7 protein-coding genes (1 of these 7 only partly in view) are annotated in these 20,464 nt (G+C 65.5%); 2 read left to right on the forward strand and 5 right to left on the reverse strand.

What is annotated here, in order from left to right:
• Positions 1-11,977, reverse strand: the 5' portion of a protein-coding gene (locus A5733_RS28010) for a non-ribosomal peptide synthetase (RefSeq protein WP_076241736.1). 7,580 nt of this gene lie to the left of the window's left edge; the window shows 11,977 of its 19,557 coding nt (coding positions 1-11,977); it begins with the start codon at positions 11,975-11,977; its stop codon lies off the left edge, out of view.
• Positions 11,978-12,019: 42 nt separating this feature from the next.
• Positions 12,020-12,253 (reverse strand): MbtH family protein, encoded by a 234-nt coding sequence (locus A5733_RS22585; protein ID WP_067765079.1) that lies wholly within the window; start codon positions 12,251-12,253, stop codon positions 12,020-12,022.
• Positions 12,254-12,453: 200 nt separating this feature from the next.
• On the opposite strand from A5733_RS22585, the gene A5733_RS22590 reads away from it, so the two are divergent.
• Complete coding sequence (locus A5733_RS22590; protein ID WP_076241737.1) at positions 12,454-12,957, forward strand: DUF2505 domain-containing protein; 504 nt, start codon at positions 12,454-12,456, stop codon at positions 12,955-12,957.
• A gap of 422 nt (positions 12,958-13,379) precedes the next feature.
• Here A5733_RS22590 and A5733_RS22595 read toward each other — a convergent pair whose 3' ends face one another.
• Positions 13,380-15,455: a RecQ family ATP-dependent DNA helicase gene (locus A5733_RS22595; RefSeq protein WP_076241738.1), complete on the reverse strand. Its 2,076-nt coding sequence runs from the start codon at positions 15,453-15,455 to the stop codon at positions 13,380-13,382.
• A 91-nt stretch (positions 15,456-15,546) separates the two neighbouring features.
• On the opposite strand from A5733_RS22595, the gene A5733_RS22600 reads away from it, so the two are divergent.
• A complete protein-coding gene (locus tag A5733_RS22600) occupies positions 15,547-18,495 on the forward strand; it encodes an alpha/beta hydrolase (RefSeq protein WP_142254168.1) in 2,949 nt (982 codons plus the stop codon).
• Here the strand turns inward: A5733_RS22600 and dmpG are convergent.
• Together dmpG and A5733_RS22610 are read right to left on the reverse strand one after the other, a co-directional pair.
• Positions 18,492-19,544, reverse strand: coding sequence for a 4-hydroxy-2-oxovalerate aldolase (dmpG, locus tag A5733_RS22605; RefSeq protein WP_076241740.1), 1,053 nt, complete (start codon positions 19,542-19,544; stop codon positions 18,492-18,494). The genes A5733_RS22600 and dmpG overlap by 4 nt on opposite strands.
• Positions 19,541-20,452 carry an acetaldehyde dehydrogenase (acetylating) gene (locus tag A5733_RS22610; RefSeq protein ID WP_076241741.1) on the reverse strand — a complete coding sequence of 304 codons (912 nt, stop codon included), beginning with the start codon at positions 20,450-20,452 and terminating at the stop codon, positions 19,541-19,543. The genes dmpG and A5733_RS22610 overlap by 4 nt, the downstream gene beginning before the upstream one ends.
• Positions 20,453-20,464 lie beyond the last annotated feature (12 nt).

The following is a 20,464-nucleotide window of genomic DNA, read 5'->3' on the forward strand; positions in this document are numbered from 1 at the left end:
TCGCCACCAGCACCCGCCGCAACCGCTCGACCAACACCTCGATGCTGGACGCATCGAACACATCGGTGCGGAACTCCACCAACCCGGTGATACCGTCGGCGGTCCCGGATTCCGTATGGCGCTCGGACAACGCGAACACCAGATCCATTCGAGCAGTGCGCGTTTCGGCCGGAAGCAGCGTGGCGCGGGCCTCACCCAGCGTCATTGCCGAGGCCGGGTCGCCGCCGAAGTTCTGCCAGGACAGCATCACCTGGACCAGCGGATGATGGGTCAGGCTGCGGGTCGGGTTGAGCCGCTCGACCAACACCTCGAATGGGACGTCCTGGTGTTCCAGGGCGGCCAGACCACGCTGGCGCACCTGGTTCAGGATGTCGGCGACAGTGGGATCACCGCCCAGATCGACCCTGAGTACCAGCGTGTTGACGAAGAAGCCCACCAGCTCGTCGAGAGCCGGATCATTGCGGCCGGCTGTCGCGATACCCACCGGAACGTCGCTGCTGCCGCTGAGTGCCGACATCAGCACCGCCAGGGCGGCCTGCACCACCATGAAGCTGGTCACGTTGTGTTCCCGAGCCACCCGGGCGATCTGCTGTTGCACATCGGCGGGCCAATCGATGGCCACACTCGAGCCCCGGTAATCCGCGACCGGGGGATACGGACGATCCGTTGGCAGCGCCAGGGTCTCGGGCAGATCAGCGAGGGCGTCCTGCCAGTAGGCCACCTGGGTCCCGATCACGCTCTCCGGGTCGGTATCCGATCCAAGCCACTCTTGCTGCCACAGCGCGTAGTCCGCATACTGCACCGACAATGGAGCCCAGTCCGGCCCTCGGCCCGCACACCGGTTGACGTAGGCCTTCTCCAGATCGGTCACGAACGGGTTGATCGACCAGCCGTCAGCAGCGATGTGGTGCACCACCGAGATCAGCACGTGCTCCCCGTCGGCAACCTGGAACAGGGTGACGCGCAGAGGAATCTCGGTGGTCAGGTCGAAGCAGTGCCGTGCCGCGGCACCGGCCGCCTCATCGAGTCGGTCCGACGACCACCCGGTGGCGTCCACGAATTGCCAACCCGGGTCCGCCTGTCCGGCCGGCACGATCACTTGCCGGGGGACCCCGTCGACCACCTTGAAGACGGTGCGCAGGCTCTCATGACGGCCCACCACGTCGCGCAGTGACAGGCTGAGGGCATCGGCGTTCACCGGTCCGGTGAGTCGCAACGCCACGGACATGTTGTAGATCGGAGAGGGGCCCTGCAACTGTTCGAGGAACCACAGCCGCTGTTGGGCGTACGACAGCGGGAGGACCGGCGGCCGCTGCTGTGGGATCAACCGCGCCCGGCCGCCTGAACCGGCATCGATGTGCGGCGCCAACTGCGAGACGGTGGGCGCATCGAACAACGTGCGCACCGAGAGGTCCGCATCAAGGGAGCTGTTGATCTCGGCGATCACCCGCATCGCCGACAGCGAATCGCCACCAAGGTCGAAGAACGAGTCGTCGACTCCGACCCGGTTCAGACCGAGGACTTCGGCATAGATCCCGGCCACGACTTCTTCGATCACGGTGCTCGGGCCTCGATAGCCCCCGCCGGCGTACTCGGGCTCGGGCAGGGCGCGCTTGTCGAGTTTTCCGTTGACCGTCAACGGCAGTGCTTCCAGCACCACCACCGCTGAGGGCACCATGTAGGCCGGCAACCGCTCGGCGAGCGCACTGCGGGCCGACACCGGGTCCGCGCTTCCGGTGACGTAACCGACAAGCCGCTTGTCTCCGGATCGGTCCTCGCGCGCGACCACCACGGCTTGCTGGACCCCTTCGAGTCCGGCGAGCAGCGATTGGACTTCGCCGAGTTCGATGCGATAGCCGCGGATCTTGACCTGTTCGTCGGCGCGGCCGGCATACCGCAACTGACCATCACTGCCCCACGACACCAGGTCTCCGGTGCGATACATCCGAGCGCCGGGAGCCCCGTACGGGCAGGGCACGAAACGCGATCCGGTCAAGCCCGGCCGTCGCACATAGCCGACTCCGACACCTCGGCCGGCGACGTACAACTCGCCCACCACTCCGGCCGGCACCTCCCGCAGCCACGGGTCAAGGACGAACAACGCCGCACCCGGCACCGGGCGACCGATCGGCACGATGGTCGGGCCGCCTGTCGTCGCCCTCTGCAACGGAGCGCTGATCGTGGCATATACCGTGGTCTCCGTAGGACCGTAGCCATTGATCATCACGCGGCCGGGCGCCCAACGATCGACCACCTCGGGCGGGCAGGGTTCCGCGGCGACCATCAAGCCGGTCACCGATTCCAGACCGGCCAGTCGCAACATCCCTACCGCAGAAGGGGTTTGGCTCAACACGCTCACCTGGTGGTCGACCAGCAGCGCGTGCAGCTCGGCAGGTGACCGCGTCACCTCATCAGGCACCACTACGAGATGGCCGCCGTGGAGCAGCGCTCCCCACATCTCCCACACCGAGTAATCGAAAGCCAGGGACGCACACTGCGCCCACACCTGCTCCGGGCCCATGGCCACACCGACGTCCAGGCCGTCGAAGAGACGCGTCACGTTCTGGTGGGTGACCGCCACTCCCTTGGGAACTCCCGTCGTCCCCGAGGTGTAGATGATATGGGCGATATCGTCAGCAGCGGGCATCGGCAACGGGTCGGCGGACTGCTGCCCGATCTGTGGATCAGCCAGATTGATGACGGGTACCGCAGTTTCGGCCAGACGCTCGGTCAATCCATCGGAGGTCAGCGCCACGACCGGAGCGGCGTCGTCAAGCATGAACTCGATACGGGCGTCGGGCACTGCCGGATCGATCGGCAGGTACGCCGCTCCGGATTTCAACACTCCCAGGACGGCCACGATCGCCGCGACCGACCGATTCAGTAACAGCGCCACACACTCGCCGGGGCCGGCGCCTTCAGCACCGAGCATGTGGGCCAATCGATTCGATGCCTCGTCGAGTTCCCGGTAGGACATGGACCGGCCGGCGCAACTGACCGCAACCGCATCAGGGGCCCGGGACACCTGACGGGCGAACGCGGCCGGGATGGAACTCTCGAGCACCTGCTGGCTCAGGACGGCACGATGCCCGAGCGTATTCAGCCGCACCCGCTCGGCGACGTCGAGCATGTCTACCGTCGACAACCGGACGGTGGGGTCGGCGGTCATCGCCGTCAACACCCGCTGCAGGCGATCCACCAGGGTTTGAACGGTGGACGCATCGAACACGTCGGTCCGGTATTCGACCAACCCGGCGATTCCCGCCGGTTCCCCGGTGTCGGTGCTGCGCTCAGCCAGTGAAAACACCAAATCTGTTTTGGCGGTGCGTGTTTCGGCGTCCATCGGCGTCGCTTCAACGTCACCCAGCGCCAGTCCGGCCGCCGAGCCACTACTGTTCCAAGGCAGGTTCTGCCAGGTGACCATGACTTGCACGAGCGGGTGATGGGTCAGTGACCGGACCGGGTTGAGCCGCTCCACCAGCACCTCGAAGGGCACATCCTGGTGTTCGAACGCGGCCAGGCTGCGCGCTCGCACCTGTTCCAACAACTCGGAAACGGTGGGGTCGCCGGCTACGTCGACCCGCAACACCAACGTGTTGACGAAGAATCCGACGAGCTGATCGAGCGCCTGATCGCCACGCCCGGCGGTCGCGATACCGATGGCGACATCGCTGGTGGCACTCAACTCTGCCAACAGCACCGCCAATGCGGCCTGAACCACCATGAAACTGGTGGCATTGTGCTCCCGCGCCACCCGGGCGACCTGCTGCTGCACCTCCGCCGGCCACTCCACGGCCACACTGGCCCCGCGATAATCCGCAACCGCCGGATACGGCCGATCGGTCGGCAATTCGAGCCGCTCGGGCAATCCCGCCAGCGCCTGCTCCCAGTAACTGAGCTGTGCCGAGATCACACTGTCGGCATCGGAGACCGACCCAAGCCAATCATGTTGCCACAGCGTGTAATCGGAGTACTGAACCGGCAATGGCAACCAGTCCGGAGCGTGGCCGTCGTCACGGCTGGCATAGGCGACGGCCAGGTCGGTCACCAACGGGGCAATGGACCAACCGTCGGCTGCGATGTGGTGCACCACCGCCGTCAGCACGTGCTCGTCATCGGCAACGTGGAACAGCGCCGCTCGCAAGGGAATCTCGGTCGCCAGGTCGAACGTGTGGCGGGCGACCGCTCCGACCGCCTCGTCCAGTTGGTCCGTCGACCAATCGCGGGCATCGACGATGCACCAGCCGAAATCGGCGCGCTCGGAGGGGATTACCACCTGTCCCGGCACTCCATCTACAGAGACGACGAGCGTCCGCAGACTTTCCTGGCGGGACACCACATCGGCCAGCGCCTCACCAAGCGCGTCGGCATTCAGCCGCCCGTGCAACCGCAGCGCCACCGCCATGTTGTAGATCGGTGACGGGCCCTGCAACTGCTCGAGGAACCAGAGCCGCTGCTGCCCGTAGGACAACGGCACTGCCGCAGGCCTCGGCTGCGGCGTCAACGCCGGCCGGGCCGCCTCACCTTGATGCTGGTCCAGATATTCGGCCAGCTTTCCGACCGAGGGTGAATCGAACAGGCAACGCACCGGAACCTCACGGCCCAGTGCCGACTGCAGGCGGGCACATACCCGGATGGCGATCAACGAATCCCCGCCCAGGGCAAAGAAATCATCGTCGAGACCGGCGCGGCCGAGCCCGAGCACCTCGGTGAACACCTCGGCCACCGTCTTCTCGGTCGGCGTCTGCGGGGGCCGGAACGACGTCGCGACGAAGGTGGGTGCCGGTAGCGCCCGACGGTCGATCTTGCCGGAGGAAGTCAGCGGTAGCTCATCGAGCACCACGATCTGGCTCGGCACCATGTATTCAGGCAGCCGCTCTGACAACCACTGCCGGACCTCCCCGATCTTGGCGTTGGTCTGGGGGTCGTTGGCGTAACCGCCACGCTGACGGGCATCGATCGGCGCCAGATAGAGGTCGGTCAACGCCGGCGCAGGCCCGTCCCCGGGGCCTGCCACAAATACGGCATCAAGCGTTCCGGATTGCGCGCCCCAGGTGACGGCGGTGCGGTATCCGGTCGCCTCCCCCAGCAGGTACAACTGTTCGGGCGTGACCCCGGCATCGACAGCCGCCGCGGCACCGGCCTGGGCTTCGGCCAACGGTAGCCCGGAGGCGAGCGCCTGTTCGATGAACACATCGGTGATCACACCGGCTCGCGGTATCGCGCTGACCCGCACGAGGCCAGGCCGTTGCGAGACCAACTCGGCGCCCAGGCCGTTCAGTCCAGCACACTCGGTCCACCACCAGGTGAGCGCACGGGCCAGCGAGCGCACCTGGGTTGGCGTCTTGTGGATGACGACGTCGTAGCGGTAGCGGGTCAGCTCGTTATCCGATTCACCTCGTTTGACCTGAATGTCGATTCCGCCCACAGCCGGGTGATCGGAAGCCCAGGTGGTGAAGAACTCTGGGGAGAGCAGCAATTCGTGTTCCGCGAGTACCGCGCGCTGTACGCGTTGACGGAGTTCGACGGTGTCGGTGTTACCGATTCCACTGCGCGCCAAAGCGATGCCGGTTTGGAACGCACCCTGCAGGCTGTGGTTGCGCACATCCCCGAGGAACAACCGACCGCCTGGTACCAACAACTCCATGGCCTTGTCGATGACCTCGGCCAGGTACTCCGCACTGGGGAAGTACTGGATGACCGAGTTGACGATGATGGTGTCGAAGTGGCCGGGCGGCAAACCATCGGTGAGATGCGCGGGCTGAGACAGCAGATGGACCCGAGCCCTCCAAGGCTCACCGGCCACGGCGGCGGTGAGTTTGGCGACCGTCGCCGTCGAGAAGTCCGTACCCCAGTATTCCTCGCACGCCGGGGCCACCTGGGAGAGCACCAATCCCGAACCGACGCCGATCTCCAGCACCTGCCGTGGTTGTAGCGCCAGGATTCGGTCGACCGCCGCCGAACGCCATTCCCGCATCTGCTCCAGCGGAATCGGCTCGCCGGTGTAGCTGCTATTCCACCCGCGGAAATCGCTTCCGTATTCCGGTGTGTCGAGTTCGGCATCATAAAGCTCGTCGTAGATGTGCTGCCATTGATCGACGACATCGGCCTCATGGTGGGTCGCGGCGGACTGCGCCAGGGCGATGTAACCGACCAAGTGGTCGATGCCGAGTTCGCTGTGATGGACTGCAGCCGCCGCGCGACTGACCTGCGGGCAGGCCAGCAGCGTGTTCTCGATCTCGCCGAGCTCCAATCGCTGCCCGCGCAGCTTGACCTGTGCGTCAGCGCGACCCAGGTATTCCAAAGCGCCGTGTGTGGTCCAGCGCACCAGATCACCCGTTCGATACATCCGTTCCCCTGGACCGCCAAACGGGTTGGCCACGAACCGATCCGCCGTCAGGTCGGACCGGCCCACATATCCGCGCGCCAACACCGGACCGGCCAGATACAGCTCGCCCACGACCCCCACCGGCGCCAGGTGCAGCCGCGCGTCGAGCACCAGAGCGCAGGTTCCGGGGATCGGGGCGCCGATGCGGACCGGCTGTCCGGCCGCCAGTGCGCTCCATGTGGCCCAGATGGAAACCTCGGTGGGACCATAGGCGTTGTACATGGCCCGTCCGGGCGCCCAGGCGCCGACCAACTCCGGCGGGCAGGCTTCGCCGCCCGTGACCAGGGTCTCAACCCCGCCGAGCCGCATGCGGTCCAGGGTGGCCAGGACTGTCGGGGTGATCAGGGCGGCGCTGACCTGCTGGCGCTGTATCAGTTCGGTGAGCGCGGCCCCGGCGTACGAATCTCGCGGTGCCACCACGAGCGCCGCCCGTGACGCGACCGCCCACAACCATTCGAACACCGAGGCATCAAAGGTGGGTGCGGCGACCATCAACACTCGGCCGTGGGCCCCGACCCGGAACAGGTCGCGATGTGCCGCGGCTACGCCCAGCAGGCCTGCATGGGTGACCGCCACGCCCTTGGGGGTGCCGGTCGAACCGGAAGTGAAGATCACGTAGGCGGCATCGTCAGTTCCCAAGGGCGCCAGTCGATCCTGGTCGGCGACCAGGCCTGGTCCGTATCCGGAGAGATCCACAGCGTCGAGACGAAGCACCGGGCGCTTTCCGGCGCCCGGCACGGTGTCGGATCCACAGGTGAGGACGCACACTGCCGCGACGGCGTCCAAGACAGTGGCGATCCGCTCGGCTGGGTTGGTTCGATCCACCGGGACGTACACCCCGCCGGCCTTCAGAACGGCCCACCACGCGGTGACCAACTCGACAGACCGGTCCATCGCCACCGCGACGGCGCACTCGGGGCCCACTCCTACCTCGATCAACTTGCGTGCCAACCGGTTGGAGGAAGCGTCCAGTTCGCCATACGACAGCTGCCTCGGCCCGTCGATGACCGCGACGGCATCCGCGTCGGCCGCCACCGCGGCCGCGAGCAGTTGGTCGATCAAACCGGTAGGTGTTCGGACTCCGGCCCCAGACCACCTGTGCCGCAGTAGTTCCCATTCGTTCTGGTCGATCAGGCCGACCTCGCCCACCACGGCCGACGGGTCGGTCACCACCGCTTCGATCACCCGTCCGAACCGGTTCACCAGGCGTTCGACACTGGACTGCTCGAACAGATCCGTCGCGTAGGTGAGCACCCCGGTGGCCATCGGCCCACCATCGCCGGGCACCTCCCGGATGTCGAAATCCAGATCGAACTTGGCGGTCCGGGTGAACACCGATTCCTGCTCGACCTCCATCCCGTCGAGCGAAACCGTAGGCAGCACGTTGTTCTGGAAGACCAGGGCGACCTGGAACAACGGATGATGGGACGTCGAACGCGTCGGATTGAGCTGCTCCACCAACAATTCGAACGGCACATCCTGATTGGCATAGGCATCCAGCGCCTTCTGCTTCACCTGGTCGAGCACTTCCCTGAACCGCAAGGCAGGGTTGACACCCACCCGCAGCACCCAGGTGTTGACGAAGAAGCCCACCAGATCATCGAGCGCTTTGTCGGTCCGTCCGGCGATCGGGGTGCCGAGAGCCACGTCCACGCCGACACCTTCGCGGTGTAGAGCCACTGCCAGCGCGGCCTGCAGGACTATCGACGTCGTGGCGTGATGTTCGGCTGCAACCGTTTTGAGCCCAGCCCAGGTGTGCGTATCGATGCCGAACTCGACAACCTCACCACGATAACTGGGCACCGGCGGTCGGGGACGATCCGTCGGCAGCGACACCACCTCCGGCAGATCGGCCAACTCCTGTCGCCAGTAAGCCAACTGGCCGGCGATCACACTTGTCGGGTCAGCCTCATCACCGAGTCGATCCTGCTGCCACAACGTGTAATCGGCATACTGCACCGGCAACGGTGACCAGTCCGGGGCGCGCCCCGTTGTCCGGCAGGCGTAGGCCAGGCCCACGTCACGCACCATGGGCGCCAGTGACCACCCGTCGAATGCAATGTGGTGCACCACTATTCCCAACACATGCTGCTCGGGACCCAACTCATAGATCCGGGCCCGGACCGGGATTTCGGCCGATAGGTCAAACCGGTAACCGGCCAGGTCCATCAGCTCGCCGGTCACGTCACCGCCCGGCCCGATGGCCGATGACACCACCATCGGGCCGGCACACCGCCACATGCCCGGCTCGGCCGGCAGCACCTGCTGGAACGGCACCCCGTCGACGTCGACAAACACCGTGCGCAGCGACTCGTGCCGCGCGATCACATCATCCAACGCCGCGCCCAACGCCTCGACGTCCAACGCGCCGTTGATCCGGAACGCCGTCGGCATGTTGTACGTCGCCACCCCGCCCTCGAACCGGTTCAGGAACCAGAGCCGCTGCTGGGCGAACGACAACGGGATCAGTTCCGGCCGCTGTTGACGCACGAGCGGCGCCCGACTGCCCGAGCCGACAGCGACCCGCGGCGCCAACTCGGCGACAGACGGTGCGTCAAACAAGGTGCGGACGGCCAGATCGGCGTCCAATGTCGTGTTGACATCGGCAATCACCCGCATCGCCGAAAGCGAATCGCCCCCGAGGTCGAAGAAGGAGTCGTCCACCCCGACCCGGTCCAAACCGAGGACCTCGGCATAGATGGCGGTCAGGGTCTCTTCCGTGGGAGTGGCAGGCGCCCGGTAACGGTCGGCATCAATGTATTCCGGAGCAGGCAGGGCTCGCTTGTCGAGCTTTCCGTTGACCGTCAGCGGCAAAGCGTCGAGCACCACGATCGCGGCCGGCACCATGTAGCTGGGCAACCGGTCGGCCAATGCCGCCCGGGCGCCGGCCGGGTCGACGGCACCGACGGAGGTTTCGGTGACATAGCCCACCAGACGTTTGTCACCCGGGCGATCCTCGCGGGCGACGATGATCGCCTGCTCCACCCCGTCCAGATCGGCCAATGCAGTTTGGATCTCGCCCAACTCGATGCGATACCCACGGATCTTGACCTGCTCGTCGGCACGACCCGAATACCGCAGTTGCCCGTCGGCACCCCACGACACCAGGTCACCGGTGCGATACATGCGCTGACCGGGGGCACCGAAAGGGCATGCCACAAAACGAGATCCGGTCAACGAACCGCGGCGCCAATAGCCGACACCGACATTACGGCCGGCCACATACAACTCGCCCACCACTCCGGCCGGAACCGGTCGAAGCCACTGATCCAGCACGAACAACGCCGCACCGGGCAACGGCGAACCGATCGGCGGAACCCCCGCCCCGGCGGCCAACGGCGCGCTGAGCGCAACCCACATGGTGGCCTCGGTCGGCCCGTACTGATTGATCATCACCCGGTCGGGAGCCCAGCGATCCACCACGTCGGCCGGGCAGGGCTCTCCGCCGACCAGCAAGGCAACCGAATCCAAGCCGGCGGGTGACAACGCGGCCACAGCGGTCGGGGTCAGCCCCAGCACGTTGACCTCTTCGGCGACCAGTAAGGCGTGGAAGTCGTGGGGCGAACGGGCGATCTCCTCGGGAATCACGACCAACCGTGCGCCGGTCAGGAGCGCATTGAAGATCTCCCAGCCCGAGATGTCGAAGCTGTAGGAGTGCCACTGCGACCACACCTGGCCCGACGGCTCCAGGTTCGGGTCGAGGCAGCCGATCAACTGGGTGACATTCCCGTGGGAGATGGCAACCCCTTTGGGCACACCCGTGGTTCCCGAGGTGTAGATCAGGTAGGCGATGTCGTCAGAGCCGGGTTCCGGCAAGGCACCGCACGGGTAGGTGTCGACCCGCGGATCATCGACGTCGACAAGTGTCAGAGCCTGTCCGGACAGGCGATCGACCAGATCAGCGGTGCTCACCACCGCAACGGGGTCGGCATCGGAAACCATGAATTCCACTCGGCCCTGGGGGTGGGCCGGGTCGATCGGCAGATAAGCCGCCCCGGTCTTGAGCACCGCCAAGATCGACACGAGTGCCTGGGCACACCTGTTGAACAGCAGAGCGACGCAGCGACCCGGGCCGGCGCCCTGGTCAATGAGAAGGTGCGCCAACCGGTTCGACGCCTCGTCCAACTCGCGATAGGTCATCGCCGCGCCATTGCAGCTGATCGCCACCGCCTCGGAAGCACGGTGGACCTGCGCCGCGAACATCGCCGGGATCGAAACCGCGGTCAGCGGATGCGACAGCATTCCGTGATTGCCGACCTCGAACAGCCGGTCGCGCTCGGCGTCGTCCTGCACAGTCACCGACACCAGTGACCGCGACGAGTCGGCCGTCATCGACAGCAGCACCTGCTGCAGCCGATCCGCCAATTCCGCGGGATCGAGGTTCGACAACGGGTGTCCGACGCCTGCGGTGTTGACGAAAACCTGTTCCCCTGCACTCGAGAAGAACATTCCGAAGCCGCCGACGACGCCTGCGTTGGCCAACGATGCCGTTGCAGTCGCCCCACCGAAGTCCAATGTGAAAGAGGACGGAAGGAAGTTGACACTCACCCGGTTGGCGAGTTGTCCGGCCGCGCGCGAGTTGATCTTGCGCTCGAGCGCCTGGACCGGGAACCGTTGGTGTTCAAGGGCTTCACGGATCCGCAGGTCGACATAGCCACAGAAGTCCGCCACCGAAGTGGCGGGTGCGGTGTGAAGCACCAACGGTACGACGCCTGCCAGCATCGCGGGAAGGGTCTTCGTGTCAGGCCCGACGCGACGGCTGACCGGAAAATCCAGGACCACCTCCGAGCCCTCAGACTGCCAGCCGCGCACCAAAAGTGCACAGGCCGCGGTGAGAACCGAGGATCGCGGTAGGTTCAGCGACAGCGCCAGTGCGTCGACCCGGCGCAGTACATCGGGATCCAATTCGACTGGGGCCGAAGGCAGATACGATTGTGCCGCGCCTTCTTCCGGAAGCCATCGATACTGCGGCTCACTTTCCGGCGGAAGATTCTCGGTCCAGTACGCGCGGTCGCGCAGGTAGTCGTCCGAAGACTCGTAGCCCGATTCGCAGTCGATCAGATCGGACAACGTCCCGAACAGCGACGGGGGAATCGGCGCCCCGGACACCACCGCGGAGTACACCGAGGCCAGCCGCTGGCCCACCATCGCGATACCGGTTCCGTCCAGCACGATGTGATGGCAGCAACCTACCAGGAAGAACTCGTCGGCCCGGGTCTGGAACAAGGCGAACCGGAACAACGGCCCGGCCAGTGACATCGGCGCACGCTGGATCGACGCCGCAAGTTCACGAGCCTCGCGCACCGGGTCCGGCGAAGACCTCAGATCGTGGAAGTCCGGTTCGACCCCTGGGTAGTCGATCGGCCTCTGGAAGATCTCGCCTCGGGACTCGAAGAAGCCGGCTCGGACCGGTTCGGCTTCCTTCAGCACCCGGCGAATCGCCCAGGCCAGGGCCTCACGGTCCACCGAGCCAGAGATCTTGACGAATAATCCGAGTTGCCACTCGGCACCCGAATCCACCAGATCATGCGCCAGCCATATGTCGAGCTGGGCACGGGTGACCGGCAGCGACTGTTCATCGAACTGCATCAAGACTCTCCCACCGCGAGATCTGATAGTGGTGTCGAGCCGCTAGTTGCCCGAGCCTCGGTCCTGTGCCGCCAGCCGATCGCGGAGGCTCTTCGGCCGGATGTCCGGCCAGTTCTGTTCTATGTAGTCCAAGCAGGCGGCGCGATCAGCTTCGCCGTACACCGCCGTCCAACCGGCAGGAATGTCGGCAAAGGTCGGCCATAGGCTGTGTTGCTCCTCGTCATTGATCAAGACGAGAAAATTGCCATTGTCGTCATCGAACGGGTTGATGCTCACGTGGTCCTCCCCACCTCCGAGTCGACCAGTGAAAGTGCTCAACGATATGGACACAAGGCGGCATCCCCCGCACCTCGCCTCCGCGTTGTTTGTCTCCCGTGGCCGATTCCAGCTACGACTTGACTAGTTGCAGGGCGCCAGCATATCCACTCTTCTTAACGCTGGTGCAGAAATCGGAGATCCCGGCGTAGTCTGTTGCTGTGTCGCGGTCACTCGACTTCTCAGTCGACTCTCGAGCCCAAGTCGAGCAAATTTTGTCGGCTTTCGGCGAACGCGACTATTGGCTCGACCGGATGTCGAGGTTCGGAGGCCTCGACACGCTGGCCAGCCTGTCGGTGGAACCCGACGGCACGGTGACCGCCGTGATGGTCAAAGATGTGCGCCGCGGCCAGGAACGGTCGCCGATCGCCAAGTTCCTCCCGGTGCAGTGGCGGGTCGTACAACAGGAGCGTTGGCAGCCCGTCGGCGAGCGGCGGATACGGGGCGAGCTCAGCGTCACACCGCACGGCACTCCTGCGTATGCAGCGGGAACAGCACTGTTGATGCCCACGGCTGCAGGCTCACGGATCAGGTGCGTCGCCACGGTCGAGTTCAAGGCGCCACTGCTCGGCCAGCAGGTCGAGAAGATCATGGGCCGGATGCTCACTCAGAACGTCACCGCGCTCCAGGACTTCACTGCCGAGTGGATCGACGTCCACTCATGATCGACCAAAGGGTGCACCACATACATGTGGTTCCATCCAGCGAAATAAGAAGCGCCGGCGCGAGCGCTGGCACCAGCGTCACCGCCGGTAGAACCCGTCATGCCACCCCACACGATGAGGACAGCAAATTCACAGGCAGGCGGCCAGGAGACACAAAACCGGCGTTGCCGTTCTTTGACGGCCCCCATTGAGTTCGCCAGACATTGAAGCCGCACGGCCTTTTCAAGATCGTTTGACTAGAATTTGCGGAGGCAAACAACGGCGAACTTTGGGTGACAGCGACCGCACAGCCGTCTCGCATCGGGGACTAAATCTTCCCGGCGGCAAGAAGGCGATTGTTGACAAGTGAACTAAGTGGAAATGCAAAAAAGCCGTCTGCGTTATTCCGGCCTGATTCAAATTTCGGAATATGTCTGCACCGCTCAACTCACGCTTGCCAGCACAAACGGCAATACCTCAGGCGCACCGGCCTCACGCAGCACGATCGTCGCCATGGTCAGCGTCCAGCCGGTGTCGGTCAGGTCGTCGACCAACAGCACCGGCCCCTGCGGATCGAGTTGCGGTCGTTCCCAGGCACCGTCCAGGGCCGCCACTCGATAAGCCGAATTCACCGCGCTGACCGGTCGGTGTTCTGGCGTGTAGTTCAGGATGCCGAGGTCGGTCAGCCGCCCGATCTGGGCCAGTCGCCGCACGGTCGAGGAGATCAGCAGTGGATGTGTCTGTGAATCCAGGCCCATCACCGCGACCGGGCGTCGATCCCACTCCCAGGCCTTGAGCACCTCGATGGCCGCGCCGATCACATCGTCCGGCACTTCGCCGTCGGGTTCGGCGAGCAGCCGCCGCAGCCGCGCCCCCCAGCCCAGGTCGGTGAGTCGTCCGATCGCGCGGCCGGGTGCAGCCCCCTCGGTGATCCGGCCGGACAAGGTCAGGCCCAGGGCACTCAGCCCGGTCGGCCACTGTCTGCGGGGTGCCACCAGTACTCCGGGCCGGGATAGGCGTTGTGCGGTATCGGTCAGAATGTCCTGTGCCACCGCGGCGGGGTAGTGCCGGCCAGTGCAGTTGTCACATCGCCCGCACTGCGCGCCCGGTGTCAGCTCGGGATCGTCGAGCTGGCTGCGCAGGAACACCATGCGGCAGCCGTCGGTGGACTGGTAATCCAGCATGGCCTGCTGTTCGCGGCGACGCTCCTCGTCCAACGCCCGGTAACGCGCCTCGTCATACGTCCAGGGCACGCCGGTGCCGATCCAGCCGCCTTTCACCCGGCGGACGGCACCGTCGACGTCGAGCACCTTGAGCACCATCTCCAGGCGGGACCGGTTGAGATCGACCAGCGGTTCCAGCGCCTGGGTGGACTGTGGACGGTCGGCCTCCAGGGCCCCGATGACGTTGCGCACCATGGGTTCTGACGGAAAGGCCACGGAGGCGAAGTACCGCCAGACGTTCTGATCTTCGGTGCCGGGCAGCAAGATCACCTCAGCGTTGTCGGTCGCACGCCCGGCACGGCCCACCTGCTGGTAGTAGGCAATCGGCGACGACGGTGCGCCAAGGTGCACGACGAAGCCCAGGTCGGGTTTGTCGAAACCCATTCCCAACGCAGACGTCGCCACCAGGGCCTTGACCCGGTTCTCCAGCAGATCGGCTTCCAGTTGCTCGCGCTCGGTAGGGTCGGTGGACCCGGTGTAGGCCGCAACTTTGTGGCCGTTCTCGGCCAGCAGTGCGGCCACGTCGTGGGCTTGAGCCACTGTCAAGGTGTAGATGATCCCGGAGCCCGGCAAGGCGTCCAGGTGCGCCGCGATCCAGGCGGCCCGTTGCGCGGGAGTCCCCACCTCGACCACCGACAGCCGCAACGACTCACGGTCCAGGCCGCCACGCAGCACCAAGGTGTCGGCTCCGCCGACGCCCAACTGCGCTGCCACATCACCGACGACCCGATCGTTGGCGGTCGCCGTGGTCGCGAGAACCGGTATCTGCGAACCTAATTCACTGACCAAGGTCCGGATGCGTCGATAGTCCGGCCGGAAGTCGTGTCCCCAGTCGGAAACGCAGTGCGCCTCGTCCACCACCACCAGACCCGCGTCGGCAGCCAGTGCCGGCAACACGTTGTCCCGGAAGTCGGGATTGTTGAGCCGTTCGGGGCTCACCAGCAGCACATCGAGATCCCCATCGGCCACCTGCCGATGGATCGCATCCCACTCGGTGACGTTGCCGGAGTTGATCGTCGCCGCGCGGACGCCGGCGCGCTCGGCCGCGGCCACCTGGTTGCGCATCAACGCCAGCAGCGGCGAGACGATCACCGTCGGACCGTGGCCTGAAGCGCGCAGCAGTTTGGCCGCGATGAAGTAGACCGCGGATTTTCCCCACCCGGTCCGTTGCACGACCAGGGCGCGGCGACGCTGCACCACGAGGGCTTCGATGGCGGCCCATTGATCATCGCGAAGCCGCGCCGCGGGGCCGGCCAACTGTTCGAGGATCGACTGGGCCTGCTCGCGGGTTGCCATGGCCCCATGATGCCGACCGGAGCCGACACTCTCCTATTTCGACAAACCCATCCCCTCCCGACACCGGGTCCGGTAGACGTGAAGCATGCATATGGGGGGATATGTAGGGCGCGTCGGCGGGCTGGCCGTTGCCCTCGGGGTGGGATGTGCGGTGACCATGGGGATGGGGTGTGGGGCTGCGACGGCCGACCCCACGGATTCGTCCGCCTCGTCCACCAAGGACACTTCCACCAAGAGGGCAGGCGTCGAGGCTCGCGACCACGAGGCGAAACGAAAAACGACGTCGCGAATCCGCAAGGCCGACGAGTCGGCGTCACCCCGCGAAGCCGTCGACAAGGTGACCACCACAGTGCGTACTGCGGTGCGGGACGTATTGGATTCTGTCGGCCTCGATCGGGCTGATATCGATGTGCCCGCAGCGAAGACGTCACCTACCACCAAGGTTTCGCCGAAGCGCAAGGCCAAGACCGTCGAGCGGCAGCAGCCGGACACCGTGCGAGAACAAGTTCGACACGAAACCGACAGCGAGACAGCCGAGCCGGATACGACGACACCGGTGACCGTCGACGTCGACGCTGTCACCGCCATCCCCAAGTCACCCCCCACCACCGGGGCCCGCGTGGTGTCGGTGATCACCGCGGATCCGGTTCCGCACCTGCCGGCACCGCCGAAGATCGAGAAGGTACACACCCGGGGAAACACCGCGGGCGTCGCCGATGTCCCGGCGACGATGGCGCAGGCCATCTCCACCGTGATCCACGCCGTGCTCAACCCGTTCTCGGTGAACTCGACGCCGAACGCTCCGGCCGAGCCGCCCACCGCATGGGCCATGTTGGCCTTCGCGCGGCGTGAGTTCGACAAGACGCTACGTCAACCGCAGGACCTTCTGACCCAGGTCGACACCCTCACCAGCGCAGTGACCGCGGCCGGATCCGTCGCCCTCGCGCCCGGCATCGTCGTCCCTCCGGAACTGACCGATCATGTCGTGGCGACCCCGGGTCCGTCACTGACCGACCAGATCACGGTTCTCGGCATGGAGGCGATGAAGGCCGTCTCCCAGGTCGTCGGGGTCAACATCACGATGAAGCTGGGTGAGCTGATCACCACCCCGACCCCGCCGTGGTTCACCACGATCGGACTGGACGTCACCAAAGAGACCTACGAGGGTGGCGACGTCTGGGTGATCACCCCACCCAACCCCACCGGCGAACGCGTCATCGCCGTACACGGCAGCGGATTCGTCTACAGCCCCAACATCATTCACTGGATGGACTACACGCAGATGGCACGGCAGACCGGCGCTACGATCGTCGTCCCGCGTTATCCGCTGATTCCCGACGGCGGCACCGCGGAGAACTCGGTCCCGCCCATGGCTGATTTCATCGCGGCACAAGTTGAGGAGTACGGCGCCGAGAACGTCAGCATCTATGCGGATTCGGCCGGTGGCACGCTCTCGACGCTGGCCGTGCAGAAGATCGTCCGCGACTGCAATGGCGATTCGAGCTGCCTGGCGAACAAGGTGCCGTCGCGCATGGTGCTGCTGTCCCCCGGTCTCAGCGGCCCGGACATCTACACCGATCCCAACGTCGAGCTGGTCAACGACCCGGTCGCGTGGCTGACCGAGGAAGACAAGGAGTACTACGCGCAGTGGTCCACCGGGCCCGAAGAACTTTGGAATGCGATGGTCGGCCCGACCGAGGGCATGCCGCCGACCACGATCTACATCGGATCGCGCGAATCATCGGCACCGGGCGCGTTGCTCTACGCACAGCGGATGGTCGATGCCGGCGGCGACGTCGACGTGGTGATCGGGATGGGCCAGATCCACGACTGGGCGCAGGGCGGACCGATCCCGATCAACTCACAGTCGGCGAACTATCGCGACGACATCTACCGAGAGCTCGGCATCGTCTCTGATGATCCGGCCGACGCCGCACCTGTCTCAGGCATTGCCGCGATGCTGAACGACATCACGTCGACCCAGAAGGCCAGCCCCGCCGGTGCGATCGCCCTCGCGTCCGGCATCGTCGTGCCAAACAGCCTCGCCGACAACGTCGACGTGACCGACGGCGCATCGTTGTTCGACCAACTGACGGTGTCGGCGTTGGCGGCGTTCCGTCAGATCTCCGAGGTCATCGGCGTCGACATCACGACGAGCCTCGGTGGCGGGATCGTCGTGCCGGATCCGCCGCGGATCCTGACCCTCGGGCTGGATGTTCGGGCGACGGAGTTCACCGCCGAGGACGCCGACGGCGTCGAGCAGACCTGGCGGGTCTGGGAAATCTCGAACCCCAGATCGGACTCCGACGAGCACGTCATCGCGTTTCACGGAGGCGGATTGACTGCCGCGCCCACCATTTTCCATTGGCTGGACTACGCCCAGATGTCACGCCAGACCGGCGCGACGGTGATCGTGCCGCGCTACCCGCTGATTCCCGACGGCGGGTCCGCCGACAACACCATTCCACCGGCGGCAGATCTCATCGCTGCTTACGTCATCGAGCATGGCGCGGAGAACGTCAGTGTCTACGGGGAATCCTCCGGTGGAATGATCGCCATGCTCGCGGTGCAGAAGATCGCGCGCGACTGTGCGGGCGACACCCAGTGCCTCAGCAGGCGGATGCCGTCGCGCATGGTGCTCAGCTCACCTGCCTTCGCCGATCCCGACTTCTCCACCGACCCGAATGTGGTCCTGGTCAATGATCCGCTCTTCGGGGTCCCGACGTCTGACAACGGCTTCGCGCAGTGGCAATCGCAACAGCATCCTGAACTGTCCGACACATTCGGCGGGCCGGTCGAGGGCCTACCGCCGACCACTATGTACATCGGTACGCGCGAGGTCATCGCGCCCGGCGTGTTGAAGTTCGCCAAGCTGATGGACGATGCCGGCAGCGACGTCAGCGTTGTGATCGGGATGGGCCAGATGCACGGCTGGGCCACGCTCCCGATCAACTCGCAGAACGCCAACTACCGCGACGACATCTACCGACAGCTCGGCATCGTCGCTGAAACCGACGATGCCGAGACCGTCAGCGTTTAGGCCTTCGCCTTCTCGGCTTCCCGCTCGCGCTGGATCTCCAGGGCGATGTCGATCAATTGGTCCTCCTGACCACCGATCAGCTTGCGCTGTCCGGCGCGGTGCAGGAGCTCATGTGCGGGAACGCCGTACCGCTCGGACTGACGGATGGCGTGCTTGAGGAAGCTGGAGTACACCCCTGAGTAACCCATGATGAGCGCGTTGCGGTCCAGCAGGCACTCGGCGGGCATGGCCGGGGCGACAACCTCTTCGGCGGCGTCGGCGATGTCGAAGAAGTCGATGCCGGTCTTGACGCCGATCTTGTCGAACACTCCGATGAGCGCCTCGACGGGTGCATTACCCGCACCCGCACCGAACCTCCGGCACGATCCGTCGATCTGCTTGGCACCGGCGCGCACGGCCTCGATCGAGTTCGCGACGCCCAGGCCGAGATTCTCGTGACCGTGGAAGCCCACCTGCGCATCGTCACCGAGCTCGGCGACCAGCGCGCTGACCCGGTCGGCGACACCCTCGAGCACCAACGCGCCGGCCGAGTCGACGACGTAGACGCACTGGCAGCCGGCGTCGGCCATGATGCGGGCCTGCTTGGCCAGCTTCTCCGGGCTGATGGTGTGGCTCATCATCAAGAAGCCCACGGTCTCCAGACCGAGTTCCCGAGCCAGACCGAAGTGCTGAATCGAGACGTCGGCCTCGGTGCAGTGCGTCGCGATGCGGCAGATCGAGCCACCGTTGTTCTGGGCTTCCTTGATGTCTTCCTTGGTGCCCACACCGGGCAGCATCAGGAAGGCGATCTTGGCTTCCTTGGCGGTTTCGGCGGCGAGCTTGATCAGCTCCTGCTCCGGAGTCTTGGAGAACCCGTAGTTGAAGCTCGACCCGCCCAGACCGTCACCGTGGGTGACCTCGATGACCGGGACGCCGGCGGTGTCCAGGGCGGCGACGATGGCACCGACCTCGTCCTTGGTGAACTGGTGCCGCTTGTGATGCGACCCGTCGCGCAGCGACGTGTCGGTCATCCGGACGTCCCAGATCGGATTGAAGAAAATGTCACTCATGCTTGCACTCCTGCCGAGGCACGTTCTTTGGCGATCTCCTCGCCCACCTTGGTGGCCGCGGCGGTCATGATGTCCAGATTTCCAGCGTAGGGCGGCAGGTAGTCACCCGCACCCTCCACCTCCACGAACACGGTGACCAGGTGGTTGCCGCCGTTGACCACCGATGGCTCGTCGAACTGCGGCTCGTTGAGCAACCGGTAGCCCGGGACATAGGTCTGCACCTCGGCGACGACGTCCTTGATCGACTGGGTGATCGCGGCGTGGTCAGCGTCTTCCGGAATCGCGCAGAAGATGGTGTCGCGCATGATCATCGGCGGCTCGGCCGGATTCAGGATGATGATCGCCTTGCCCTTGCGGGCGCCACCGATGTTCTGCACACCGGCACTGGTGGTCTTGGTGAACTCGTCGATGTTGGCCCGGGTGCCCGGCCCGGCCGAGGCCGACGACACCGACGCCACGATCTCGGCGTAGGGCACGTCCACCACACGGCTGACGGCGTAGACCATCGGGATGGTGGCCTGGCCACCGCAGGTGACCATGTTGACGTTGGGCGCATCGAGGTGCGCGCGCAAGTTCGCCGGCGGAATGACGCCGGGGCCGACGGCGGCCGGGGTCAGGTCGATCGCCCGGATTCCGGCCTCTTCATAGCGTGGCGCGGCGTCGCGGTGGACGTAGGCGCTGGTGGCTTCGAACACCAGGTCCGGCTTCTCGTCCTGGGCCAGCAGCCAGTCCACCCCCTCATGGGAGGTCTCCAAACCGAGTTTGCGGGCCCGGGCCAGACCCTCGGACTCCGGATCGATGCCGATCATCCAGCGCGGCTCAAGCCACTCCGAGCGCAGCAGTTTGTACAGCAGGTCGGTGCTGATGTTGCCCGACCCGACAATGGCAACAGATGCTTTCTCAGCCATAAAACGGCTCCC

It is taken from the genome of Mycobacterium sp. NS-7484, from assembly GCF_001953975.1.
Lineage (GTDB): Bacteria > Actinomycetota > Actinomycetes > Mycobacteriales > Mycobacteriaceae > Mycobacterium.